22 protein-coding genes are annotated in these 24694 nt (G+C 74.3%); 6 read left to right on the top strand and 16 right to left on the bottom strand.

What is annotated here, in order from left to right:
• From AB0J72_RS50025 to AB0J72_RS50015, 3 genes are all read right to left on the bottom strand, one after another.
• On the bottom strand, window positions 1-1183 hold a 1183-nt coding region (locus tag AB0J72_RS50025), incomplete at its 3' end, for an ABC transporter permease (RefSeq protein ID WP_363413310.1).
• Window positions 1184-1188: 5 nt separating this feature from the next.
• Entirely contained in the window at window positions 1189-1962 is a 774-nt protein-coding gene (locus AB0J72_RS50020; protein WP_363413307.1) for an ABC transporter ATP-binding protein, read from the bottom strand.
• A 17-nt stretch (window positions 1963-1979) separates the two neighbouring features.
• Window positions 1980-2117: a hypothetical protein gene (locus AB0J72_RS50015; protein WP_363413304.1), complete on the bottom strand. Its 138-nt coding sequence runs from the start codon at window positions 2115-2117 to the stop codon at window positions 1980-1982.
• A 131-nt stretch (window positions 2118-2248) separates the two neighbouring features.
• Between AB0J72_RS50015 and AB0J72_RS50010 the strand changes: the two genes are divergently transcribed.
• Window positions 2249-2449, top strand: coding sequence for a hypothetical protein (locus tag AB0J72_RS50010; RefSeq protein ID WP_360566235.1), 201 nt, complete (start codon window positions 2249-2251; stop codon window positions 2447-2449).
• Between the two features lie 29 nt (window positions 2450-2478).
• Here the strand turns inward: AB0J72_RS50010 and AB0J72_RS50005 are convergent, their stop codons facing one another.
• Genes AB0J72_RS50005 through AB0J72_RS49995 form a run of 3 tightly spaced genes read right to left on the bottom strand, consistent with a single transcriptional unit; the run spans window position 2479 to window position 6655 of the window.
• The gene (locus AB0J72_RS50005) at window positions 2479-5346 is read right to left on the bottom strand and encodes a BTAD domain-containing putative transcriptional regulator (protein WP_363413300.1); all 2868 of its coding nucleotides are present in this window, start codon (window positions 5344-5346) and stop codon (window positions 2479-2481) included.
• A gap of 41 nt (window positions 5347-5387) precedes the next feature.
• Window positions 5388-6461: an NAD(P)/FAD-dependent oxidoreductase gene (locus AB0J72_RS50000; RefSeq protein WP_363413297.1), complete on the bottom strand. Its 1074-nt coding sequence runs from the start codon at window positions 6459-6461 to the stop codon at window positions 5388-5390.
• Entirely contained in the window at window positions 6458-6655 is a 198-nt protein-coding gene (locus AB0J72_RS49995; protein ID WP_363413294.1) for a heavy-metal-associated domain-containing protein, read from the bottom strand. The genes AB0J72_RS50000 and AB0J72_RS49995 overlap by 4 nt, the downstream gene beginning before the upstream one ends.
• A gap of 186 nt (window positions 6656-6841) precedes the next feature.
• On the opposite strand from AB0J72_RS49995, the gene AB0J72_RS49990 reads away from it, so the two are divergent.
• Window positions 6842-10051, top strand: coding sequence for a heavy metal translocating P-type ATPase (locus tag AB0J72_RS49990; protein ID WP_363413291.1), 3210 nt, complete (start codon window positions 6842-6844; stop codon window positions 10049-10051).
• A gap of 56 nt (window positions 10052-10107) precedes the next feature.
• Here the strand turns inward: AB0J72_RS49990 and AB0J72_RS49985 are convergent, their stop codons facing one another.
• Entirely contained in the window at window positions 10108-10521 is a 414-nt protein-coding gene (locus AB0J72_RS49985) for an ArsR family transcriptional regulator (RefSeq protein ID WP_363413288.1), read from the bottom strand.
• A 35-nt stretch (window positions 10522-10556) separates the two neighbouring features.
• Here AB0J72_RS49985 and AB0J72_RS49980 point away from each other — a divergent pair, with 35 nt between their 5' ends.
• Entirely contained in the window at window positions 10557-10823 is a 267-nt protein-coding gene (locus tag AB0J72_RS49980; RefSeq protein ID WP_363413285.1) for a hypothetical protein, read from the top strand.
• Window positions 10820-11527: an alpha/beta fold hydrolase gene (locus AB0J72_RS49975; protein WP_363413282.1), complete on the top strand. Its 708-nt coding sequence runs from the start codon at window positions 10820-10822 to the stop codon at window positions 11525-11527. The genes AB0J72_RS49980 and AB0J72_RS49975 overlap by 4 nt, the downstream gene beginning before the upstream one ends.
• Here the strand turns inward: AB0J72_RS49975 and AB0J72_RS49970 are convergent.
• Window positions 11521-12105, bottom strand: coding sequence for an XRE family transcriptional regulator (locus tag AB0J72_RS49970; RefSeq protein WP_363413279.1), 585 nt, complete (start codon window positions 12103-12105; stop codon window positions 11521-11523). The two genes, AB0J72_RS49975 and AB0J72_RS49970, sit on opposite strands and share 7 nt — an antisense overlap.
• A gap of 66 nt (window positions 12106-12171) precedes the next feature.
• Between AB0J72_RS49970 and AB0J72_RS49965 the strand changes: the two genes are divergently transcribed.
• Window positions 12172-12777 carry a class I SAM-dependent methyltransferase gene (locus tag AB0J72_RS49965; RefSeq protein WP_363413276.1) on the top strand — a complete coding sequence of 202 codons (606 nt, stop codon included), beginning with the start codon at window positions 12172-12174 and terminating at the stop codon, window positions 12775-12777.
• Window positions 12778-12819: 42 nt separating this feature from the next.
• Here the strand turns inward: AB0J72_RS49965 and AB0J72_RS49960 are convergent, their stop codons facing one another.
• On the bottom strand, window positions 12820-13389 hold the full coding sequence (locus AB0J72_RS49960; RefSeq protein ID WP_363413273.1) for a DUF1349 domain-containing protein: 570 nt from the start codon (window positions 13387-13389) through the stop codon (window positions 12820-12822).
• Between the two features lie 100 nt (window positions 13390-13489).
• Here AB0J72_RS49960 and AB0J72_RS49955 point away from each other — a divergent pair, with 100 nt between their 5' ends.
• Window positions 13490-14182, top strand: a complete 693-nt coding sequence (locus AB0J72_RS49955) for a type 1 glutamine amidotransferase domain-containing protein (RefSeq protein ID WP_363413270.1) — start codon at window positions 13490-13492, stop codon at window positions 14180-14182.
• Between the two features lie 26 nt (window positions 14183-14208).
• Here the strand turns inward: AB0J72_RS49955 and AB0J72_RS49950 are convergent, their stop codons facing one another.
• The 7 genes from AB0J72_RS49950 to AB0J72_RS49920 all read right to left on the bottom strand — a co-directional run bounded on the left by AB0J72_RS49950 (window position 14209) and on the right by AB0J72_RS49920 (window position 24412).
• Entirely contained in the window at window positions 14209-15372 is a 1164-nt protein-coding gene (locus tag AB0J72_RS49950) for an MFS transporter (protein WP_363413267.1), read from the bottom strand.
• Window positions 15373-15434: 62 nt separating this feature from the next.
• The gene (locus AB0J72_RS49945) at window positions 15435-16673 is read right to left on the bottom strand and encodes a type III PLP-dependent enzyme (RefSeq protein ID WP_363413264.1); all 1239 of its coding nucleotides are present in this window, start codon (window positions 16671-16673) and stop codon (window positions 15435-15437) included.
• Window positions 16674-16837: 164 nt separating this feature from the next.
• The gene (locus tag AB0J72_RS49940) at window positions 16838-19579 is read right to left on the bottom strand and encodes an EAL domain-containing protein (protein WP_363413261.1); all 2742 of its coding nucleotides are present in this window, start codon (window positions 19577-19579) and stop codon (window positions 16838-16840) included.
• A gap of 116 nt (window positions 19580-19695) precedes the next feature.
• Complete coding sequence (locus tag AB0J72_RS49935) at window positions 19696-21084, bottom strand: ROK family protein (protein ID WP_363413259.1); 1389 nt, start codon at window positions 21082-21084, stop codon at window positions 19696-19698.
• A gap of 100 nt (window positions 21085-21184) precedes the next feature.
• Window positions 21185-22444 carry an ABC transporter permease gene (locus AB0J72_RS49930; protein ID WP_363413256.1) on the bottom strand — a complete coding sequence of 420 codons (1260 nt, stop codon included), beginning with the start codon at window positions 22442-22444 and terminating at the stop codon, window positions 21185-21187.
• Window positions 22441-23214, bottom strand: coding sequence for an ATP-binding cassette domain-containing protein (locus AB0J72_RS49925; RefSeq protein ID WP_363413253.1), 774 nt, complete (start codon window positions 23212-23214; stop codon window positions 22441-22443). Before AB0J72_RS49925 ends, AB0J72_RS49930 begins: the two co-directional genes overlap by 4 nt.
• Window positions 23215-23314: 100 nt before the next feature.
• Window positions 23315-24412, bottom strand: a complete 1098-nt coding sequence (locus AB0J72_RS49920; protein ID WP_363413251.1) for a substrate-binding domain-containing protein — start codon at window positions 24410-24412, stop codon at window positions 23315-23317.
• Between the last annotated feature and the right edge of the window lie 282 nt (window positions 24413-24694).

The following is a 24694-nucleotide window of genomic DNA, read 5'->3' as shown; positions in this document are numbered from 1 at the left end:
ACCGGCGCATCGCCGCCACCGGGGCGACCCGGGCGGCGCGGCGGGCCGGGCCGTACGCGGCCAGCACCGTGACGAGCACGCCGACGGCGAGCGACACCAGCACCGTGCGGAGGGTGATCACCATCGCGCCGTCCGGCAGCGCGATGCCGAACGCGCCGGCCAGGCCGCGCAGCCCGATCGCGGCGCCGATGCCCGTGCCGAGGCCGAGCGCCGACGCGGCGGCGCCGACGAGGAACGCCTCGCCGAGCACCGAGCCGAGCACCTGGCGGCCGGTGGCGCCGGTGGCCCGCAGCACGGCCAGCTCGTGGGTGCGCTGGGTGACCACGATGGAGAACGTGTTGGCGATGAGGAAGGCGCCGACGAGCAGCCCGGCCGCGGCCAGCGCCAGCAGCATCACCTCCAGGTAGCCGACCTGGTTCTGGGCGGCGGCGGAGGCGGCGGCCGCGACGTCGCGGCCGGTGGTCACCTCGTAGCCGGAGCCGAGCGCGGCACCGATGGTGCGCCGCAGCGCACCGGTGTCCACGCCGTCGGCCGCCGTCACGGCCAGCTCGGTCACGCCGTCGCCGAGCCCCAGCATCCGCTGCGCGGTCGGCAGGCTGACCAGGACCACCGTGCTGTTCGGCAGGCCCGGCCGGTCACCGAACCCGGCCAGGCCGACGACCTGGGCGGTCAGGTCGGTCCCGGCGTGGACGGTGACGGTCTGCCCGAGGGTGATGTGGTAGCGGTCGGCGGTGGCGGCGTCGATGACCACCTCGCCGTCGGCGGCCGGTGCCCGGCCGGCGCGCAGCGGGAACGCGCCGACCGGCGGCGGCGTCCAGGACTGCAGCAGGGACGGTCCGGAGGGGACGATCGCGGTGCCCCCGGCGACCAGCAGGCCCTGCCCGCGGACGACCGGTGCGGCGCCCGCCACGCCCGGCAGGGCCCGGACCTGGCCGACCGTCGCCGCGCTCAGCGGGTCGCGTTCGACCTCGACGCCCATCGCCGAGTCGAAGGCGGCGGCGTCGCGGACGGTGAGGTCGGTGCCGGCCGTCGCGGTCCGGAACTGGTCGTCGAGGACCTGCCGGGAGGTGTCGGTGAGGACCAGGGTGCCGCTGACGAACGTGACGCCGAGGACGACGGCGAGCATGGTGAACGCCAGCCGGGCCCGGTGGGCCAGGGTGGTGCGCAGGATGAGGTGCCACATGGCCGTCAGCGCTCCTTCCGGGTGGTGGTGGCGGTGTCGAGCCCGGACATCCGGGACAGCACGGCGGCGACGGTGGGTTCGGCGAGCTCGTCGACGACCCGGCCGTCGGCGAGGAAGACGACCCGGTCGGCGTACGCGGCGGCGTGCGGGTCGTGGGTGACCATGACGATCGTCTGCCCGAGGTCGTGGGCGGCGTGCCGGAGGAAGTCCAGCAGCGCCTCGCCGGAGCGGGAGTCGAGGTTTCCGGTGGGTTCGTCGGCGAACACGATCTCGGGGCGGGTGACGAGCGCCCGGGCCACCGCCACCCGCTGCTGCTGGCCGCCGGACAGCTGCGCGGGCCGGTGGTGCAGCCGATCCGCGAGGCCGAGGGTGGTGACCAGCCGGTCGACCCAGACGGCGTCGGGACGGCGGCCGGCCAGCCGCAGCGGCAGCGCGATGTTCTCGGCCGCGGTGAGCGTCGGCACCAGGTTGAAGCTCTGGAAGACGAACCCGATCCGGTCGCGGCGCAGCAGGGTGCGCTGCCGCTCGCTCAGGCGGGTCACGTCGGTGTCGCCGAGCAGGACCTGGCCGGCGTCGGCGTCGTCCAGCCCGGCGAGCGTGTGCATGAGGGTGGACTTCCCGGAGCCGGACGGGCCCATCACGGCGGCGAACTGCCCGGCCGGGATGGTCAGGGTGGCGCCGTCGAGGGCGCGCACCGCCGTGTCGCCCCGCCCGTACGTCTTGACGACGTCACGGGCCTCGACGGCGATGGTGCGGTGGGGTGCGGTGCTGATGCTCATGGACGTGGCTCCTCAGGTCAGGATTCGGCCGCGGCGGTACGCCGGCGGATGGGGATGCGGATGCGGGCGCGGCGGGCGGAGCGGTACGCCTCGGCGTCGCGGACCAGGTCCGCGTGGCGTTCCCGGATGTAGTCGGTGAGGAAGAGGGGGTGCACGACGGACCTCCTGGCGTCGTCGGCGGTGTGCTGACACGCCGAAGACTCGCGGCGCCGGCTGTCCGTGCCCTGGCCGCCCGCTGAGCGGCGGCGGACAGCGGGCGGACAGCGGCCCGCGGCACGCTGTCCGCATGCGTGACGAAGTGACTGTCGCGGTGCCGCCCGACCTGTGCCGGCGCTGCGTGCGGCTGCTCAGCCGGCACGTCAGCGACGTGCCGGGCGTGGTGTCGCTGCAGGTGGGCGAGGGACTGCTGGCGGTCTCCGGTGACGTGGACGCCGCCGAGGTGCGGGCGGCCCGGGACCGGGCCGGCTTCCCGGTGCCCGGCGGCTAGCGGCCGGTCAGTGGCAGATCAGCGGCAGGTCAGTGGCCGGCGGCCGCGGCGTAGGCCGCCCGCAGCTGGTCGCGGGCCCACGGGAACTCCCGGTCTTCGAGCAGCTCCAGGGCCCGCCGCAGGTCGTCCGCCGCGGCCGCGGCGTCGCCGCGGGTCAGGGCCAGCCGGGCCCGCCCCCAGGCCGCCCACGCCGGGTTGCGCGGGTTGCGGACCCGCCGGGAGATCTCGTCGGCCTCGGCCAGCTCGGCCGGCACGCGCTCGGTCTGGCCCAGGTCGAGCCGGGTGTGCGCCAGGTGCACGAGGGCGAACGCGAGGCCGTGCAGCGAGCCGTACGCCCGGCATTCGTCGGCCGCGGACCGCAGCTGCGCCAGGGCCTCCTCGAGCCGCCCGGTCTGGCGCAGCGCGACGCCCAGGTGGGCCCGGGCGGCGCTGCTCATCATCCGGTCGTCGGCGGCGCCGAGCAGGTCGAGGCTGCGCCGCCAGTCGCGCACCGAGTCCTCGAACTCGCTGCACCGCAGGTTGATCAGCGCCTCCACGTAGTAGGTCATGGCGTGCCACCAGCCGTGGTCCTGGCCGCCCAGGTCCTCGCGGCTGCGCCGGATCAGCGCCCGGTGCTCCTCGGGGTCGCCGCCGTACTGCCCCTCGAAGGCCACGATGATGCGGGAGACGGCGGCCTCGTGGCCGAGGCCGAGGGCGGTGAACAAGGCCAGGCTCTCGCGGGCGGCGGCCCGTGACTCGGGCGTGGGGTAGTAGACGTACAGCAGCGCCAGCCCTTGCAGCGCACGGGCCCGGGCGACGTCCGATCCGCCGCGCTCCAGCAGCGCGGTGATGGCGCGGACGCCCTCGTAGCGGGGGCCGTAGTTCCAGAACGGGACGAGGGCGGCGGCCAGGCGCAGGCCGGGCTCCGGCGGCTCGGCGGTGCGCTCGATGCAGAACTCGATGGCGGCGCGCAGGTTGTCCTGGTCCTCCACCAGGCGGTCCCACGCCGGGCCGGTGTAGCGCACGAGCGGGCCGTGCTCCTCGGCCATCGCGATGTAGTGCGCGAGGTGCCGCCGCCGGCAGTCGTCCTCCTCGCCGGCCTCGCGCAGCTTCATCCACGCGTACTCGCGGATCGTGACCAGCAGCCGGAACCGGCCGGTGCCCGGGTCGGCGGTCACCAGGGACTGGTCGACGAGGCGGAACAGCAGGTCCGCGATGTCGGCCGGCGCGCTGCCACCGAATCCGCACACCTGCTCGGCCGCGTCCAGCGTCCAGCCGCCGCGGAACACGGCCAGCCGGCGCAGCAGGCGCCGCTCGCCCTCCGGCAGCAGGTCGTGACTCCAGTCGATGGTCGCGCGCAGCGTGCGGTGCCGCGCCTCGCTGCTGCGCGGCCCGGCGGTCAGCAGCGCGAACCGGTCCCGGAGCCGGTCCGCGATCTCGGCCGGGGGCAGCGCCTTGGCCCGGGCCGCGGCCAGCTCGATCGCCAGCGGCATGCCGTCGAGCCGGCGGCAGATGGACGCGACGGCCCGCGCGGCGCCGGCGTCCAGCTCCAGGCCGGGGCGCACGCTGCGGGCGCGGTCCAGGAACAGGCGGACGGCGGGGGAGGCGGCGATGTCGTCCGGGGCGGCGGTCTCGTCCGGCACGGCGAGCGGGCCCACGGCGACCTGGGTCTCGCCGGCGACGGCCAGGGCCTCCCGGCTGGTGGCCAGCACCCGGACGCCGGTGGCGGCCTGCAGCAGGTGGTCGACGACGGTGGCGGCGGCGTCCACGACGTGTTCGCAGTTGTCCACCACCAGCAGCGCCCGCCGGTGCTGGAGGTGCTCGGCAACGGCCTCGGCGGCGAGTGCGCCGGGGCCCGGGGTCTGCACGCCGAGCTGGGCGGCGAACGCCTCGGCCACGTCGGCGTCCGGGGCGAGGGCGGCGAGCCGGATGATGTGCACCGTGTCGGCGATCGCGGGCTCGACGAGCCGCGCGGTCTCCAAGGACAGGGTGGTCTTGCCGACGCCGCCCGGGCCGGTGAGCGTGACCAGGCGGGTGGCGCGCAGCTCCTGGAGGGTCGTGCGGAGGTCCGCGTCGCGGCCGAGGAAGGACGCCAGGCGGGCGGGCACGGCCACCGACGGGGCCGGGGTCGCCGAAGTGGCCGGCATTGCCGGCGCCGCCGGGGGCGCGGACGGAATCTGCTGGCGCAGGATGGCTTCGGTCAGCGCCCGCAGGTCCGGTGACGGGTCGATGCCGAGCTCCTCGGCGAGCCGGCGCCGCAGCCGCTGCTCGACGGCGAGCGCGTCGGCCTGCCGGCCGGCCCGGTACAGCGCCAGCATCAGCAGCCGGTGCAGCCGCTCGCGCAGCGGATGCTCCGCGACCATCGACTCCAGCTCGCCCACGACCGTGGCGTGCCGCCCGGTGTCCACCAGCAGCTCCAGCCGGTCCTCCAGCGCGGCGAGCCGCAGCTCCTCCAGGCGCAGCCGCTCGGCGCGGACCCAGTCCGTCTCGCCCACGTCGGCGAGCGCCGGCCCGCGCCACAGGCCCAGCGCCTCGTCGTACGCGGCGAGCGCGGCGTCCCGGTCGGCGGCCGTCCGGGCCCGGGCGACCGCCTTGTCGAAGCGGTGCGCGTCCACCGCCTCCGGCGGCAGGGTGAGCTGGTAGCCCGGGGCGCGGGTGGTGAGCACGGACGCGTCGAGCCCGGCGGACGCCAGCACGCGGCGCAGCTTCGACACGCGGATCTGCAGCGCGTTCGCCGCGTCGGCGGGCAGCTCCTCGCCCCACAGGGCGTCGGTGAGGGCGTCCGCTGACATCACCCGCCCCGGCGATCCGGCGAGCCGGGCGAGCAGCGCGCGCACCGACGGCGCCGGGGACACCGCAGAACGGCCGGGTGCCTGGACCTCGACCGGTCCGAGCACCCGGATCAGCAGTTCTGACATGTCGCACCCATGGTGCCGACGATCATACGTGCGGCGGCGGGTCAGCCGGTTCGTACAGCAGCCCGGTCGTGCCCGGCCGCGGCGGCGGCGTGCCCGGCGATGAACTCGGCGTCGCGGCCGACCCAGCCGAGCACGGCCGAGCCGCGGGCCCGCTGCCACGGCAGCCCGACGAAGTACAGGCCGGGCCGGTCGGTCACGCCGCCGCGGTGCACCGGGGCGCCGCGGCCGTCGAGGACCGGCACGTGCAGCCACGGGTAGCTCGGCCGGAACCCGGTGGCCCACACGACCGCGGCGGCGGGGTGCCGGGTGCCGTCGGCGGCCACCAGCGCGTCCGCCTCCGCGTCGACGACCCGTCCGGTACGGCGAACGGTGCGCAGCAGCCCCCGCACGTCCGTGCCGATGATGGGGTTCTGCGCCCGGATCCGTGCGCCGATCCCGCGCTCCCCGGACAGGCCCATCGTGCCCAGCCGGGAGAACCACCAGAAGATGTCGCGGCCGAGCAGCCGCTGCGGCAACGCCGGGCCCAGCTCGTCGTAGGCGATGGTGACGCGCCGGCCGGCCGCGGCGAGCTCGGCGGCGATCTGCACGCCGGTGTTGCCGGCCCCGACGACCACGACGTCACCGTCCGGGATCCCGGCGGGGTTGCGGTACGCGCTGCTGTGCAGCTGGACGACCGACGGGGCGAGCCGGGCGGCGAGCGCCGGCACGCTCGGCGTGTGGAAGGCGCCGCCGGCCACCACGACCTGCCGCGCCGTCCACTCGCCGGTGCCCGTCTCCGCGACGAACCCGCCGTCCGCGGCCGGCCGGAGCGCGGTCACCGCGCAGCCGGTGTGCACCGGCAGCGCGAAGTGCTCGGCGTAGCCGGCCAGGTAGTCGGCGACCTCATCCTTGCCGGGGTGGCCGTCCGGGTCGCCGGGGAACGCCAGGCCGGGCAGCGCGTCGAACCGGCGCGGGGTGAACAGGGTCAGCGAGTCCCAGCGCCGCCGCCAGGCGTCGCCGACCCGCGGGTGGGCGTCGAGGACGGCGCAGTCGATCCCGGCCCGGCGCAGGTGGTAGCCCGTCGCCAGGCCCGCCTGGCCGCCGCCGACGACCAGCGTGTGCACGTCGGTGGTCATCGGGCGGCCTCGTAGCCGGCCTCGGCGATGGCGGCACGGATCGCGCCGTCCTCGCCGCCGGTGACCCGGACGGTCCTGCCGGGGATGTCGACGTCGACGTGGCAGACGCCGGGCACCGCCGCGACCTCCTGGCGGATGGCGGTGGCGCAGTGGCCGCAGGTGATGCCGGGCACGGAGAACAGCTGCTCGGTCATGGTGGCTCCTCTCGGGTGGCGCTCCGTGGCGGGGCGCCGGACGTGCCATCACCGTGCGGGCCGCCGCTGTCCGCCGGCTGTCCGTCCGCGCCCCGGTCCTGTCCAGCGCGGCCAGAGCGCGGACAGCGCGCCCCGGCAACGTCTGCGGCATCGGCCCGCGCGGCGGGCCCGACGAGGGAGGACGACATGACGACACCGACGGCGGTCTCGTGCCGGCTCGACATCGGTGGCATGACCTGCGCCTCGTGCGTGGGCCGGGTGGAGAAGGCGCTGATCCGCCTCGACGGTGTCGAGGCGGCGGCGGTGAACCTGGCGACCGAGGTCGCCACCGTCACCTACGACCCGGCCCGCGTCGGCACGCAGGACCTGGCCGAGGCGGTCCGGGCGGCCGGGTACACCGCGGCGCCACCCGCGGCGCGGCGGCCGGCCCATCAGCCGGCCCCGCGCGCCGAGGAGCCGGTCGACGACCGGGACCGGGAGCTGGCCGGGCTGCGGCGGCGCTGGCAGGTCGCGCTGCCGGTGGGCCTGGCGATGATGGTGCTGATGTACGTGCCGCTGCCCATCGACACGATGGACTGGCTGATGCCGCTGCTGCTGGTCATCGCGTCGGTCGTGCAGGTCTGGGCCGGCGGGCCGCTGTTCGCCGCCGCGTGGGCCGCCGCGAGGCACCGCGCGGTCACCATGAACACCCTGGTGGCGCTGGGCACCACGGTCGCGTACGGCTACAGCGCGTTCGTCACCCTGTGGCCCGCGACCGCGGAGCGGGCCGGCCTGCCGCTGCACGTGTACTTCGAGATCTCCGTGGTGGTGCTCGCGCTGGTGCTGATGGGCCGGTGGATGGAGGCGCGGGCGATGCGCCGGGCGGGCGCGGCGATCCGGGCGTTGATGGACCTGCAACCGCCGACCGCCCGGGTGGTCCGCGGCGGCGCCGACACGCAGGTGCCGCTCGCCGAGGTCGTGGTCGGTGACCTCGTGCGGGTCCGCCCCGGCGAGAAGGTGCCGGTCGACGGCGTCGTGACCGACGGTGCGTCCGCGGTCGACGAGAGCGTGGTCACCGGGGAGAGCCTGCCGGTCGACAAGACCGCGGGGGACCGGCTGATCGGCGCCAGCATGAACGGCACCGGATCGCTGCTGATGCGGGCCACCGCGGTCGGCGCGGACACCACCCTCGCGCAGATCGTCCAGCTGGTCGAGCGGGCGCAGGGTGCCAAGGCGCCGATGCAGCGGCTGGTCGACCGGGTGTCGGCCTGGTTCGTCCCCGCGGTCATCGCCACGGCGCTGCTCACGTTCGCCGGCTGGGCGGTGTTCGGCCCGGACGGCGAGGCGCTCACGCTGGGCCTGGGCACGGCGATCGCGGTGCTGATCATCGCCTGCCCGTGCGCGCTGGGCCTGGCGACCCCGACCGCCACCATGGTGGGCACCGGCAAGGCGGCCGAGCTGGGCATCCTGCTCTCCGGCGGGGAGGCGCTGGAGCAGGCCCGGCGGTTGACGACGGTGGTGCTGGACAAGACCGGCACGATCACCCGCGGCCGTCCGGCCGTCACCCGGATCCGCACCGCCGGCGCGCTCACGGCCGACGAGCTGCTCGCCCTCGCCGCGGCGGCCGAGACGGGATCCGAACATCCGCTGGGCGAGGCCATCGTCGCGCACGCGCGGCAGCGGGGCGGCACCGTGCCCGCGGCGCGGTCGTTCACCGCGTTGCCGGGCCACGGCGTCGAGGCACGCGTCGGGGACCGGGCCGTCCTGATCGGCAACGCCGCGCTGATGCGCCGCGACGGGATCGCGGTCGCGGCGCTGACCGCCGAGGCGGACCGGATCGCCGCCGAGGGCGGCACCCCGATGTACGTGGCGGTCGACGGCGACCTGGCCGGGCTGATCGCCGTCGCCGACACCGTCAAGCCGGAGTCCCGGGAGGCGGTCGCCCAGCTCCGGGCGCACGGCCTCGACGTGTGGATGCTCACCGGGGACAACCCGCTGACCGCCGCGGCGGTCGCCCGCGAGGTCGGCATCGAGCACGTCATCGCGGACGTGCGGCCCGAGGACAAGGCCGCGCACATCGCCCGGCTGCAGGACCGGGGCTCCGTGGTGGCGATGGTCGGCGACGGCATCAACGACGCGCCGGCGCTGGCCCGGGCCGACCTGGGCATCGCGATCGGCACCGGCACCGACGTGGCGATCGCGGCGAGCGACATCACCCTCGTCGGCGGCGACCTGCGCGGCATCGTCGCGGCGATCGCGCTGTCCCGGCGCACGGTCGCCACGATCAAGCAGGGCCTGGTGTGGGCGTTCGCCTACAACGTGCTGCTGATCCCGATCGCCGCGGGTCTGCTGTACCCGGTCACCGGGACCCTGCTCGACCCGTCGCTGGCGGCCGCCGCGATGGCGATGAGCTCGGTCAGCGTCATCACGAACGCGGCCCGGCTGCGCGGCTTCGACGCCGCCCGCACCGGCCTGTGGACCCGGCTCGGCGACTACGCCTACCTCGCCGGGATCGCCGTGCTCGCGGTGAGCCTGGGCGCCGGGCTGACCGTGCTGAGCCGCTCCGAGGCCGCCGGCCGCGGCATGAACGGCGTGCTCGCCTGGGCGCAGAACACCGGCATGCCGATGCGGCCCGCGATGAGCGTCATGATGACCACCGACACCCCGCCGCGGCCGGTGGCCGAGGACGACGTCCGGGTGCTGGTGGACGTGCCGGCCGGCACGCAGCCGGGCCGGCCCGCCACCGCGCGGATCCGGATCACCGACGCCGTGACCGGACGGCCGGTCACCGACGTCGGGCGCAGCCACGAGGCGTGGATGCACTTCATCGTCACCCGCGACGACCTGGGCACGTTCCTGCACATCCACCCGGAGCCGACCGGGACGCCCGGCGAGTTCCGGACCGAGCTGACGTTCCCCACCGCCGGCCGCTACCTGATCCACACCGAGTTCCGCCGCCGAGGGGCGATGGCCGACCTGATCGACCGGCACGAGGTCGTGGTGGACGGTGCCCGGCCGGAGCCGGCCGGGCCGGCCGGGCCGTCGCCGCGCACCCAGGTCGTCGGCGGGCTGCGGGTCACCCTGGACGGCGACGCGAAGCTGGGCGGGAACACGTTCACCTACAGGTTCGCCGACGCCGCGACCGGCGCCCCGGTGACCGGGCTGCGCCCGTTCCTGGCCGCGGCCGGGCACGTCGTGGTGATGCCGCTGGACGGCTCCGGCTTCGCCCACGAGCACGCCGAGGCCACCGACGAGCGGGGCGATCCGGTGTTCGCACTGCCGTCGGCGCGGTTCGGCCCGGACCTGACGGTGCACGCGGACCTGCCCCGGCCGGGCCTGTACCGGATGTGGGGACAGTTCCGGGACGCCTCGGGCACGGTCCGGACGACCACGTTCACGGTCGAGGTCGGGCAGTAGGTCCGACAGGCGAGGCCCTCCGGGATCCCGGAGGGCCTCGCGCGGTCGCCGCGGGCTCAGTCCGCCGGCATCAGGATGGTGCTCAGCAGCCGGCGGGTGCGGCCTTCCGGTGGCAGCTCCGCCCGCCGGGCGGCCGCCTCGCGCTGCTCGGCGATCAGGTCGGTGAGCTCCTCGTCGGTCAGGTGCAGCGCCAGCTGCCGGTAGCCGACCAGGTCGCGGCCCAGGTCGACGTCGCTGCGGGCGAGGTAGCGGTCGAAGTCGGCGAGCAGGCCGGCGGTGAAGGCGGCGAACGCGGCGCGGTGCTGCTCGACGGTCAGCCGCGTGGCCGCCTCGGGACCGACGACCATGGCCTCGCTGTGCAGCCGGTAGGTGCGCTCGGCGGCGCCGCGCACCCGGCGCTCCTCGACCACCTCCAGCACGCCGGCCTCGGCCAGGGTGGCCACCTGCCGGTAGAGGGTCGCGGTCGCCACGTCGGGGAGCAGCTCGCGCCGGCCTCCGCGGCGACGTGACCATCCCGCTCACCGCGATCACCGCCGTCGAGGTCGTGCCGGACGCCCTCGCCGCCGGGCGCGGGCTGCGCGCCCCGGGCCTGGCGGTGCCCGGCCTGCGGAAGATCGGCACCTGGCGCACGAGGGACGGCGCCGAGTTCGTCGTCGCCGGCCGCGGCCAGGCCGGGGTGCGGCTCACGCTGACCGGCCACCGGCTCGCCTCGGTGCTGCTCGGCGACGACGACGCCGAGTCCCTGGCCGAGCGGATCCGGGCCGCCCGATGACCACCCCAGTGCGCGAGGTCGAGCTGCGCTTCCCCGACGCGGACCGGGACCTCGCGGGCGCGCTGATCCTGCCCGGCGGTGCCGGGCCGTTCCCCGCGGCGGTGCCGGTCAGCGGGTCAGGGCCGGTCGACCGCGACTCGAACGCCCCGAGGCTGGCGATCGACTCCACCCGGCAGCAGGCGCACGCCCTGGCCCGCGCCGGCATCGCCACGCTGCGCTACGACAAGCGCGGCGTGGGCGGGAGCCGGCTGCTGCGCGACGGCACCGTCGAGGGCAAGGACGGCTGGATGCGGGCCGGGCTGTTCGACAACGCCGACGACGTGGTCGCCGCGTTCACCGCACTCGCGGAGCGCCCCGACACCGACGCCGGGCGGCTGTTCCTCGTCGGGCACAGCGAGGGCTCGACCCTGGTGACCATCGCCGCCGCCCGCACGTCGCACGCGCCGGCCGGCCCGCGCCCGGCCGCGGTGGTGCTGCTGGCCGGCGCCGCCCGGCCCGGCGACGCCGTGCTGCGCTGGCAGGCGGGCATGCTCGCCCCCACCCTGCCGTCCCCGTCCGCGGCCTGCTCAAGCTGCTGCGCACCGACCTGGTCCGCCAGGTCAGCCGCAACCACGACAAGATCCGCGCCACCGGCACCGACATCGCGCGCATCGGCGGCGCCCGGCTGGCCGGCCGACCAGGGCGCGGCCGCGGACAGTCACTGAACGCCGGGGCGGGGGGACAGGTGGGCGCGCTCACCCTGGGGGCCGAACATGGTGAGCAGCTCCGCGGGGTGGGGGCCGGCGCTGCCGATCCAGTGGGGGGTGCGGGTGTCGAACTCGGCGGCCTCGCCCGGGCCGAGCCGCAGGTCCTGCGTGCCGAGCACGAGCCGGACGTGGCCGTTGAGGACGTAGAACCACTCGTGGCCGTCGTGGGTCTGGAGCTTCACGGTGCGGGAGCGGCCCGCCGGCGGATAGATCACCTTGTACGTTTGGACGCCGCCGGGGCGGTTGGTCAGGGGGATCACCGTCATGCCGAAGCGGCGGACGGGGCGCAGGTGGATGCGGGGGTCGCCGGTGGGCGGCGCGGCGACCAGGTCGTCGAGCGGGACGCCGTGGGCGCGGGCCAGGGGCAGCAGCTGCTCGAGGGTGGGGCGGAGCTTGCCGGTCTCCAGCCGGGACAGGGTGCTCGCGGTCAGGCCGGTCTCGGCGGCCAGGCCGGCGAGGGTGGCGTTGCGGGAGCGGCGCAGCGCGCGCAGGCGCGGCCCGACCCCGGCGAGCACGTCGTCCTCGGCACCACCCATGCCCCCAGCATGCGGATCCGCAACAAGACTTGCAACCAGGGAACGGGCGCGGTGACGCTGGACGGCATGAGCGAGGCCGAACACTTCTGGGACGAGCACTACCGCACGCACAGCGCCCCCGGGCAGCGGGCCAACCCGCTGCTCGTCGAGACCGCCGGGCCGCGAACCCCCGGCGCCGCGCTGGACCTCGGCTGCGGTGCCGGCGGTGACACGTTCTGGCTCGCGCGGCACGGCTGGCGGGTCACCGCCGTCGACGTCTCAGGCACCGCCGTCGAGCGGATCCGGGCCCGCGCCGGCGACCTCGACGTGACCGCCGAGCGGCACGACCTGGCGACGAGCTTCCCGGCCGGGACGTTCGACCTGATCTCCGCGCAGTACCTGCAGACCCCGCTCCCGCTGGACCGCGCCCGGGTGCTGCGGACCGCGGCGGCGGCGCTGCGCCCCGGCGGGCTGCTGCTGGTCGTCGACCACGGCTCGATCGCGCCCTGGTCGTGGAACCAGGACCCGGCAACACGGTTCCCCACCCCGGACGAGGTCGCCGCCGACCTGGCGCTCGACCCGGCCCGATGGGTCAAGCGCCGGGCCGACATGCCGCAGCGGGTGGCGACCGGCCCCGGCGGGCAGACCGCCACCGTCACCGACAACGTCCTGCTGATCGAACGGACCTGCTAGCCACACGACCCGCCGGTCACATCTCGAAGTCGCCTCCGGGCGTCACTCGAGGTTGTCGCGCGACATCGGCGGGCCGATCCGCAGGTCGCGGAACGTCGCCTCGAGGCCGGCGCCCTCCGGCGAGCAGCACATGACGCCGACGTCCACCGTCTCGGGCAGGTCGAGGTGGCCGAGGCGCAGCAGCTGCCACGGCCCGTCGCCGGCGCGGCAGTGAACGGTCAGCGCGCTGCCGAAGCGGCTCACCCGCACGGCCGTCTCGGCGGCGGTACCGGCGACCGGCGCCATCGACACGTCGGAGCACCCGCGGGTGAACACGGTGCCGACGTGCAGGGCGCCCGACGTGAGCTCCACACCGGACTTCAACCAGGTGCGCTCGTCGGCGCGGACCATCATGCCGGCCTGGTCGAAGCGGGTCGTGTGCCGGGCGGACACCCGCACCTCGGCGGTGAAGTCGCCGGACACCGGCCGGTGGAAGAAGTGCCCGTTGTCGGTGGTCCAGCCGTAGAACGTCTCCCGCCAGAAGTCGGTGCGCGGGCCGGTGACGGCCCGCAGGACGCCGTCCTCGACCGACCAGCTCGGAGGCTCGTGCAGCCAGGTCATGGTGTCTAGCACAGCGACGAGCGTAACCGTCCCCCGTCGACGGCGAGGCCCCGGCGGGGAGTCACTCCTCGAGGTGGTCGCCGGAGCGCCGGGAACGGGGACGATTCAGGGCATGGGGAAGATCCTGTTCGTGATGACCGGGGCGAGCTACTGGACGCTCAGGGACGGCACCAGGCACCCGACCGGCTACTGGGCCGAGGAGTTCACGGCGCCGTACGCCGCGCTCACCGGCGCCGGGCACGAGATCGTCGTGGCGACGCCCGGCGGGGTCGTGCCGCACGTGGACGTGATGAGCCTGCGCCCGGCGATGGCCGGCGGCGAGCAGGTCGCCCTGGAGCAGGAGGGCGTGATCCGCCGGGCCGGGGAGCTGCGGCGGCCGGTCGCGCTCGCCACCGCCCGCCTCGAGGACTACGACGCGGTGTACTACCCCGGCGGGCACGGGCCGATGGAGGACCTGTGGCAGGACGCCGACTCGGGCCGGCTGCTGACCGCCGCCCTGGCCGCCGGCATGCCCCTCGCCGTGGTCTGCCACGCGCCGGTCGCCCTGCTCGCCACCCGGCGCGACGGGGTGTCGCCGTTCGCCGGGTACCGCGTCACGGCGTACACCAACGACGAGGAGGAAGCCGTCGGGCTGGCGAGCCGGGCGAGGTGGCTGGCCGAGGACGAGCTCGTCGCGATGGGTGTCGAGTTCAGCCGGGGCGAGGTCTGGAAGCCGTACACGGTCGTCGACCGCAACCTGTACACCGGCCAGAACCCCGCCTCCGCGGGACCGCTCGCGCGGCAGCTGCTCGACGGGCTTTCCTGAGCCGGTTGGAACGCCGGGGCGGCCGCTCAGCGGGCCGTCCTGAGCTTGACGAACGCCGACAGCGCCGCCGCCGTGAGGGTCGCCGCCGCCACACCGCTGGTGAGGCCGATCGCCGGGGCGGCGACCAACGCCGGCAGCAGCCGCACCGCGACCGCCCCGCCGAGCGCCCGGGTCGAGGCGCTCCACGCGAGGACCGTCGTCACCGTGCCCGGCGCGGCGTCGCGGGCGATGCGGGCGTCCATGCCGCCCTCGAACGCCGTCATCGACAGCCCCGACAGGAACTGCGCGAAGAACAGCCCGAGCAGGTGCGCCGGGGCGAGCAGCCAGCCGACCAGCATGCCGACGCCCCACAGCGGCCAGGTGACCTGGATCGGCAGCAGGAGCCGGTCGACGAGCGAGACCGCCGACGACGACAGCAGGCAGCCGGCGCTGAACGCGATCGCCGCGCCCGCCACCGCCGTGTGACCGTGCAGCTCGCTGGCGAGGGCCACGGACAACAGGGTGGGCCCGGCCGCGAGGAGCGTGACGAACCCGCCACCGGCGAGGACCGGCCACGGCAGCCGGGGGCGGCGCCGCCGGGCCCGCGTCCTCGCCGGCTCAGGACCGGCGTCGACGCCCCCCGAGTCGCGGACGCGCGCTCTGCGTGCGGTGAGGATCGTGGGGACGAGGCTCAGCCCGTACACGAGAAACACCGCCAGCTGGAAATGCCCCCGCAGCGGCAGCAGCGCCGCGACACCGGCACCCGCGGCCTCGACGGCGGCGATCGACAGCGCGTAGCGGGTCATCGCCTGCGGCCGGGCGTCGACGGCGGCGACCTCGGCGCGCATCGCGGCGAACCCGGCGTAGGCGGCGATGTGCATGACGACGATGCCCGCCGCGACGAGCTTGCCGTCCCAGCCGGCGAGCAGCGCGGCGAGCGTCGCCACCCGCAGCACGCCCTCGGTCCCGCCGGCGAGCAGCAGCAGCTTGCGCCCGTGCAGGTGCCGGGCGAGCCGGCCGGTGACGGGCGCGGACAGCACGACGCCGATGAGCATGGCGGCGTTGAACAGCCCGGCGAGGGCGAGCCCGCCGCGGTCCACGGCGACGAGGTTGAAGACGGTCCAGCCCAGCGACAGGCCGAACGAGTCGACGAGCCCGGACACCATCAGCTCGCGCAACCGCCCGGCGCGCCGGCGCCCGCCGGGGGTCACACTGCGGTGGCGGGACGGGCGCGTGGGCCGGTGCGTCCGCGGGGGCGCAACGGCCGTGGCCATCAGCTGCCGCCCACCCGGGCACCGGGCAGGTGCACCGGCACCCGGGACGGGGCGACGCCGCCGAAGAAGACGGGCTCCGGCGGCGGGAAGCCGTTGAAGTTGGAGGCGTAGCTCAGCGTGTACGCCCCGGCGGAGCCGATGTACAGCTGGTCGCCGACGTCGATCGTGGACGGCAGGTTGACACCGTAGAACATCGTGTCGGAGCTGTCGCAGGACGGGCCGGTGACGGTGAACGGCAGGTGCGGCACGAGCGCGTGGTCGGTCCGCGACGTCCACAGCGGGAACCGCCACTGCTGCACCGTCTGCTGCGTCTCCATCATGCCGTGGTAGGCGCCGATGTCGAGGTACAGCCAGTTCTCCCCGGCCCGGACCTCGCGGCCGAGCACCGAGGACACCATGACGGAGCTCTCCGCGACCAGGTGCCGGCCGGGCTCGGCGGCGAGGACCGGCGGCCGGTACGGCAGCAGCTCGTCGAGGGCCGGCACGATCGCGTCGGCGATCTGGGTCAGCGACGGCACCCGCTCGACGTACCGGGCCGGGAAGCCGCCGCCGAGGTCGAGCATCTCCAGGTGGACGCCGTCGGTGGCGAGGGCCGCCATCAGCCGGCCGGCGGCCGCGATCGCCTGCCGCCACGCGCTGGTGGTCGCGCACTGCGAGCCGACGTGGAACGTGACGCCGTACGGACGCAGACCCAGCTCCCGCGCGAGCAGCAGCAGCGCCCGGGCCTCGTGCGCCTCCGCGCCGAACTTCCGCGACAGCGGGAAGCTGCTGGTGGAGTCGTCGACGCGCAGCCGGATGTAGACGGCTGCGCCGGGCGCGAGCTGGGCGAGCTTGTGCAGCTCACCCTCGGAGTCGAAGCTGAAGCGCCACAGGCCGGCCTTGCGGGCCTCGACGATCGCGGCGGGCGGCTTGATCGGGTTGCTGTACAGGACCTCGGCCGGGTCGACGCCGATCTCCTGCAGCATCCGCAGCTCGCCGATGGAGGCGACCTCGAAGCCGGCGCCCAGCGCGGCGAGCGTGCCGAGGATGTCGGTGCTGGGGTTGCACTTCATCGCGTAGAACGTGGACACGCCCGGGATCGCGGCGGCGAACGCGGTGTACCGGTCCGCGACGGTGTCCAGGTCGACTGCCAGGAACGGCGTGGGCACGTCGAGGCCCGCCAGGGCCCGCGGCCCGAGGGCGGCCGGCCAGTGGCCGGGCAGGTCCAGACGCGCCTGGTCGGTGATGGCAGCCGTCATCAATGAGCTCCTTCTCGTGATGCCTGGTGATCGCACGTCGGGGCGCGGCGACTCGCGCCTCGCCCCACGGTGAGATCGGCACGCGCCGGCGGTTCCTGGACATGAGTGGCGTTGCTGGACGGGGGCGAACCCCACGCGGCCGCACCGGTGCGGCAACCGGGACCTCAGGCGGCGAGGGCGGCCGGGTCGCGGAGCAGGGCGCCGGCCTCGTCCGCCGGGAGCGGGCGGGAGAAGTAGTAGCCCTGGGCGAGGTCGCAGCCCATCCGGCGCAGCGCGAGGAACTGCGGGTACTGCTCGATGCCCTCGGCGACCGTCGCCATGCCCAGGCTCTGCCCGAGCTGCACGATCGTGCGGGCGAGGGCCGCGTCGGGGGTGGCGCCGCCGATGCGCTCGACGAAGGAGCGGTCGATCTTCAGCGTGTCGACGGGGAAGCGGCGCAGGTACGCCAGGGACGAGTAGCCGGTGCCGAAGTCGTCGATGGCGAGCCTGACCCCGATCGCCTTGAGGCTGAGCAGGACCGCGAGGTTCTCCTCGGTGTCGGTCATCAGGACGCTCTCGGTCATCTCCAGGCACAGCCGCTCCGGCGGCAGCCCAGTGTCGGCGAGGACGCCGGCGACGATCGCGGGCAGGTCGGTCTGGTCGAACTGGCGGCCGGAGACGTTGACGGCCATCGTCAGCACCCGGTCCGGGTCGCCGGCGCCCCACTCGACGCCCTGGCGGCACGCCTCGGCGAGGACCCACTGGCCGAGGGGGCGGATGAGGCCGGTCGACTCGGCGAGCGGGATGAAGTCGGCGGGGGAGATCATGCCCCGGACGGGGTGGTTCCAGCGCACGAGCGCCTCGAAGCCGGTGACGGTGCCCGAGCGCAGCTCGATCGTCGGCTGGTAGTGCAGGACGAGCTCGCCGGTGCCTTCGGTGCCTTCCAAAGCGCGGCGCAGGTCGGCGGCGAGCTGCAGCCGGTCGACGAGCCCGGAGTGCATCGCCGGGTCGTAGCGGGCGAAGGTGCCCTCGCCGGCGGCCTTCGCGCGGTACATGGCGAGGTCGGCGTTGCGCATGAGCTGGTCGGCGTCGGCGGCGTCGGGGCCGGTGAGGGCGATGCCGATCGAGCCCCGCACGTGGATTTCCGTATTGTCGATATCGAATTGCAGGTCGAGGGCGTCGATGATGCGGGTGGCGAGGTCGTCGGCGTCATCCGCGTTGTCCACCACGTCGATGAGGACCGCGAACTCGTCGCCGCCGAAGCGGGCGACGGTGTCGCCGGGCCGGACCGCGGCGGCGAGCCGGTCGGCGACCTGCACGAGCAGCTGGTCGCCGGCGGCGTGGCCGAGGCTGTCGTTGACCTCCTTGAACCCGTCGAGGTCCAGGAACAGCACGGCGATGTCGGCGTCGCCGCGGCGGCGCAGCGCCAGCTCGACCCGGTCCTTGAACAGGGCCCGGTTCGCCAGCTTGGTGAGGCCGTCGTGGAACGCCTCGTGGACGAGCTGGTCCTCGAGCTCCTTGCGCTCGGAGATGTCCCGGGAGTTGAGCACGAGACCCTGCACGTTGGCGTCGGCGAGCAGGTTGGTGACGGTGACCTCGGCGAGGCGGAAGTGCCCGTCGGCGTGCCGCATCGGGATCTCCACGACCCGGCTGGCGTACGGGGTGTCGGCGACCGCCCCGAACGCCTCCTCGAGACGGGCGCCGGCCTCGTCGGGCAGGAAGCCGGTGAGCCGCTGCCCGGCGACGTGCTCGCGGTCGTAGCCGAAGACGCGGGCGATCGACTCGGACTGGTAGGTGACGGTGCCGTCGACGGCGACGACGGTGACGACGTCGGAGCTGTGCTGCACGAGCGCCTGGAAGCGCTGCTCGCTGGCGCGCAGCTCGGCGGTGCGGGCCTCGACCCGGTCCTCCAGGTCGCGCGTCAGGTTGCGGTTCTCCAGCAGGGTGAGCAGCTGGCGGCCGACGATGAGCAGGATGATCGCGGACCGCGACCAGGACACGAACGGGTCGTGCGCGCCGTGCTTGAGCACCTCGAACGTGCTGGTGCACAGGGCGCCGAGGACCGCGATGTAGGGCAGCATGACGCCGAGCGGGCGGGTCAGCGCGTCGGAGTCGTCGGCCGTGTGCTGGCGGTCGGGTTTGCGGGACGCGACGAGGATCAGCACGAACCCGGCGAACCAGCCGAGGTCGAGCACGGCGCCGGAGTCGTAGTTGTCGATGAGCGTCAGGTACGCGTAGCCGCTGTCGGACACGGTGAACGCGGCCAGGCCCGTCCCGACCAGCGGCAGCGACATGGGCCGCTGCCCGCCGGCGCGCAGCCGGGCGAGCATGAACAGCACGACGGTGAGCACGACGACGTCGCCGCCCGGGTACCAGAGGGTGACCAGCAGCGCGAGGAAGCTGTCGGCGCCCTGCCGGGCGAGCGGTCCCAGGATCAGGATCCAGGTGATGAGCAGCAGCGACGCGGCGATCATGAGCCCGTCGAGGATGCTGCGGGCCTGCTGGGCGACGCTCTGCCGGCTCATCGGCAGCACGAGCAGCCCGGCCGCGGTGAACGGCATCATCCAGAAGTAGCCGGCGTCCGCGAGGGACGGGAACGGCACCTCGGTGCCCAGGATCGTCTCGTACCAGATGCAGAACATCTGGCCGACGGCCCAGGAGAACGCGCCCAGCCCGGTCAGCGCCCACGACCAGCGCACCCGGCGCGCGAAGGGGCGCTGAGCCCTGCCCAGCGACTTCGTCAGGCACCCCCACGCGGCGGCGAGCGCGGCGGCGAAGAGCGCGACGTTGGACGTGTTCTGGGCGACGATGGGCCCGCCGGCGCCGGTGACCAGCGTGACGAACAGCAGCGCGGTGACGGCGGCGGCGGAGCCGCACAGGATCGCGTACCCACGCGTCGGGACGACGTGCCGCAGCCTGCCCAGCAATGTCGCCTCCCGTCGCGGTTCCCGTCCAGTGCCGGAAAGATCGGGTGACGGGCAGGAGAGCTGAGGCGTCGCGGGGCCCGGCAACCGCACCGCACCCGGAATTACGGAATTACTGGTTACGCGAAATCCAGGGGGTCGGCGAAGAGCGGCTCGAACGCGAGCTCGGCGGCGCCGAGCAGGGCGGCGTCCTCGCCGAGGACCGGGGTCCGCAGCCGGACGTGCTCGCGGCAGGCGGGCAGCGCGTTGCGGTTGAGGCGGCTGCGCACCTGTGCGGCGGATGCGAGGTACACCTCCCGCAGCGTGCCTCCGAAGATCACCATCTCCGGGTTGAAGATGTTGACGAGGTTCGCCACGCCGAAGCCGAGCCAGTCGCCGACCTGCCGGACCGCCGCCTGCGCCGAGGCGTCGCCGCGCCCGGCCGCGTCGACGACGGCGAGGATGCCGTCGCGCCCGGACGACGGGTTGCGGCCGGCGGCGGCGAGCAGCGCGTGCTCGCCGATCTCGGTCTCCCAGCAGCCGTGGGAGCCGCAGCTGCACGGTTTGCCGGCGGGGTTGACGACCATGTGCCCGACCTCGCCGCCGTAGCCGCCGTGACCGGTGACGGGGCGCCCGGCGGCGATGATGCCGCCGCCGACGCCCGCGTCGCCGTAGAGGTAGACGACGTTGTCGCAGCCGACGGCGGCGCCGCGGGCGTGTTCGGCGAGCGCGGCCAGGTCGGCGTTGTTGCGCACCTGCACCAGCGCCCGGGTCGGCGCCGGTTCGGGACCGTCCGTCTCGCCGAAGTCCTCGTCGGTGTCGTCGGCGGCGTCGGTACCGGTGGGCTGCGCGGACCGGGTCAGCGCGCCGGACGGGTCGACCAGGTCGCGGGCCTGCGGCGTGCGCTGCGCGGGGACGATGCCCGCCGGGGCGGTGCGCACGCCGGTGGCGGGGAACAGGTCGACGCCGGTGCTGATGATGACGTCGGCGAGGGCCTCGCCGAGCGGCTGGTCGACCCAGCCGAGCTCGGGGCCGAGCCGGACGAACCCGTCCTCGCGGCGCACCATGGCGGAGACCGCCGCGGCGTTGCCGACGAGCCTCGCCCCGGGCGGGGCGGCCTTCTGCATCTTCCGGACGAAGTCCGCGATCGGCGCGACGACCTGGGCGGCGCTGCGGTCGCCGCGTTCCCGGACGGCGGCGTGCCGGTCGAGCACGACCCCGCCGAGCCCGACGCGGGCGGCGACGATCCGGTCGACCTCGACGGCGAACGCGAACACGTACACGTGCTCCGACTCGGGCCGCACGACCAGGGAGGGCCGGCCGGCGCGGCCGCGCTGCTCGCGGGGGACGCCTTCGCTGACGAGCCCGGCCGCCGCGAGGTCGGCGGTGAGCGCGCCGATCGTGCTGCGGTTGAGTCCCAGGCTCGTGGTCAGGTCGGCGCGGGACATGGCGCCGTGGAGGTGCACGGAGCGCAGGAGAGCACCGAGGTTGCTCCTGCGGATCTCCTCCTGGCTGGGGCCGACGCGCATGCTCGACTTTCTCGTTGATGGCTGCCGCTTACCGTACGGCCGTCCCGCTGGCCGGACCAGAGCCGTTCTGGCAGCTGTTCCGACCGGCGGGACGGCGCGGCTATCTCAGCCCGGCTGATGCGGCCCGGCGGCGGGACAGGGCGTCGATGCCGGCGGCGGCGAGCAGCACGACACCGGTGACGATGAACTTCTGCCCGGCGCTGTACTGCATGAGGCCCATGCCGTTCTCGATGACGGCGACGACCGCGCCGCCGAGGACGGCGTCCAGGACCCGGCCCTTGCCGCCGAAGAGGCTGGTGCCGCCGATGACGGCGGCGCCGACGGCGTAGAGCAGCACGTTGCTGCCGCCGGTGTTGGGGTCGACGGACGCCTGCCGGGACGCGGCGATGATACCGCCGACGGCGGCCATGCCGGAGCAGATGACGAAGACGGAGATGCGGATCGCGTCGACGTTGATGCCGGCCCGGCGGGCCGCCTCCTTGTTGCCGCCGACCGCGTACAGGTGCCGGCCGTAGGCGGTGCGGCTGAGCACGAACGTCCAGATCACCAGCAGGATGCCGATGAGCAGGACGACCATCGGCACGCCCTTCTGCGAGAACAGGATGTTGCGGCCGCGCTCGAGGTTGAGCACGTAGACGCCGACGCCCATGAGCGCGGCGATCGAGCCGACGCGCAGCGCGATCACCGACATCGGCTCGACGGCGAGCCCGCGGCGGGCGCGGCTGGTGCGCTTCCACAGCTGCAGCGCGGTCAGGGCGGCGATCGTCACGCCGTACAGGATCCAGCCCTGCAACGGGGTGAACCGGCCGTCAAAGTTGATCATCTTGATGGTCGGGTCGTCGACCGAGATGATCGTGCCGCCCTTGATGAGCAGCAGCACCGCGCCCTGGAAGGCGAGGAACGCGGCCAGGGTCACCACGAACGACGGGATGCCGATCTTCGACACCAGCAGGCCGATGACGAGGCCGATGGCGACACCGGTCACGACGGCGCCGAGGATCGCCACGTACCAGGGGAACCCGTGCGTGGTGAGCAGGGTCGCCAGGACCGCGGCGCAGACACCGCTGGCGTACCCCGCGGACAGGTCGATCTCGCCGAGCAGCAGCACGAACACCAGGCCCATGGCGATGACCGTGACGGCGGCGCCCTGGGAGAGCAGGTTGGCGAAGTTCGCGGCGCTGAAGAACACCGGCCGGGCGACCGAGAAGATGATCGTGAGCGCGATCAGGCCGAGGATGGCCGGCAGCGCGCCCATGTCGCCGCCGCGGACCTTCGCCAGGTACGTGCGCACGTAGAGGCCGAGGGACGCGGGCTGGCCGTCGGTCGACTTCTCCTCCGGCGGCACGGTGGACACGGTCATGCCGTCGCTCCGTTCTTGCGCAGGCCGAGGTCGCCGCTGCGACCGGCGGTGATGAGCTCCACGACCTGGGAGTGGGTCACGTCGGTCGCGCTCACCTGGGCACACATCTGGCCGAGGTACAGGGCGGCGATGCGGTCGGCGACCGCGAACACGTCGTTCATGTTGTGCGAGATGAGCACGACGGCGAGGCCGTTGTCGGCGAGGCGCCGCACCAGCTCCAGGACCTGGGCGGTCTGCGCGACGCCGAGCGCGGCGGTCGGCTCGTCGAGCACGACGAGGCGGTTGTTCCACAGTACGGCCTTGGCGATCGCGACCGTCTGCCGCTGGCCGCCGGACAGGCTCGACACGTGCTGGCGGACCGACTTGACGGTGCGCACCGACAGCCCCGCGAGGGTCTCCGCGGCGCGCTGCTCCATCGTGATGTCGTCCAGGACGATGCCGCTCTTGATCTCGCGGCCGAGGAACATGTTCTGGACGATGTCGAGGTTGTCGCAGAGCGCGAGGTCCTGGTAGACGATGTCGACCCCGAGCGCGGCGGCGTCGCGCGGCCCGTGGACGCTCACCGGCTTGCCGTCGAACAGGTACTCGCCCGAGTCGATCGAGTAGATCCCGCCGAGGCACTTGACCAGGGTGGACTTTCCGGCGCCGTTGTCGCCGACGAGGGCGGTGACCTGGCCCGCGTACGCGGAGAAGTCCACGTCACGCAGGACCTGGACCGGTCCGAAGCTCTTGTTGAGCCCACGGACCTCCAGCAGAGGTGTGTCGGTCACGATGCTCCTTCTTGCATGTCCGACGACGGTGGTGATGGCAGCGCGCAGGCCCGGTGTCCGCGCTGGGGGGAACGCGGACACCGGGCCGTTCGGCTGGGTGCTACTTGATGCCCGCCGTGGCGCACTTGGCGGCGAAGTCGCCGGTGCACAGCTCGGCGACCGTGACATAGCCGTCGTCGACGACGTCCTTCACGTTGTCCTTCGTGATCGACTTCGGGGTCAGCAGCACGGCGTCGACCTCACGCTTGCCCTCGGGGTCGGTCACCTTCTGGGAGGTGGCGCCCTTCTCGCCCTTGGCCAGGCCGATGGCGAGCTTGGCGGCGGCGTCGGCCTCCTGCTTGACGGCCTTGTAGACGGTCATGCACTGGTCACTGTTGAGGATGTTCTGCAGGCCCTGGACGGTCGCGTCCTGGCCGGTCACCGGGACCTTGCCGTTGAGCTTCTGCTTCTTGAGGACGTTGATCGCGGCGTTGCCGAGGCCGTCGTTGGCGGCCAGGACGCCCGCGATGTTCGGCGTCGAGGTCAGCATCTGCTCGAAGACCGTGCCGGCGGTGGTGTTGTCCCACTCCGCGACCCACTGGTCCGGGCCCTTCACGTACTCGGCGCTGTCGTACTTGGCCTTGAGCACGCCGTCGTAGCCCTGCTTGAACAGGGTCGCGTTGTTGTCGGTCTGGGAGCCGTTGAGCTCGGCGATGACCGGCTTGGTGGCCTTCGCGTCGGTGAGGCACTTGACGAGGCCCTCACCCTGCAGCTTGCCGACCGCGACGTTGTCAAAGCTGACGTAGTACGCCGCCGAGCCGCCCAGCGTGAGCCGGTCGTAGTCGATGGTGGCGACGCCGGCGGCCTTGGCCTTGTCCAGCACGGCCTTGCCGGTGCCGGAGTCCAGGTTGACGATCATGAGGACGTTGACGCCGCCCGTGATCATCTGCTCGGCGATGGTCTGGAACGCGGCCTTGTCGTTCTGCGCGTTCTGGATGTCGTAGTCGACGCCGGCGGTCTTGAACGCCGCCTCGAGGTATTTGCGGTCCGCGGTCTCCCAGCGGGCCGAGGACTTGCTGTCAGGCAGGATCACGCCGATCTTCGGCTTCTTGGCGTTGCCGCCGCTGCCGGGATCGGCGGCCTTGTCGTCGCCGCAGGCGGTGAGACCGCCGGTGGCGAGGACGCCGACCGCCAACAGGGAGAGGATCCCTCTGCGCATTGCACGGGTCCTTTCGGATATGCGCCTCAGGGCGCTGGGGGGTTTCGGGGGCGGGGGCACCGTCGGGGTGTCTTCGGGACGACGGTGATTGTTGTGTCCGGCAACGTATTCCTCCGTGGCCGGTGGGCACAAGTCCACTGCGATTTCGAAAATGTTGTTGGCGGTAACAATTGCGCAACGTCGACGCAACCGCTCCCGCCGACATGATCATCTCCGGATTCGGTTGCCAACTGGTTGCGTAGATCGTGAAACCTGAGCGTTGTTTCCGCTTCGCTCCATTCG

Source organism: Dactylosporangium sp. NPDC049742 (genome assembly GCF_040674675.1).
Taxonomy (GTDB): domain Bacteria; phylum Actinomycetota; class Actinomycetes; order Mycobacteriales; family Micromonosporaceae; genus Dactylosporangium; species Dactylosporangium maewongense.
Note: the sequence above shows the minus strand (reverse complement) of the source record. Positions and strands in the feature narration are given on the sequence as shown.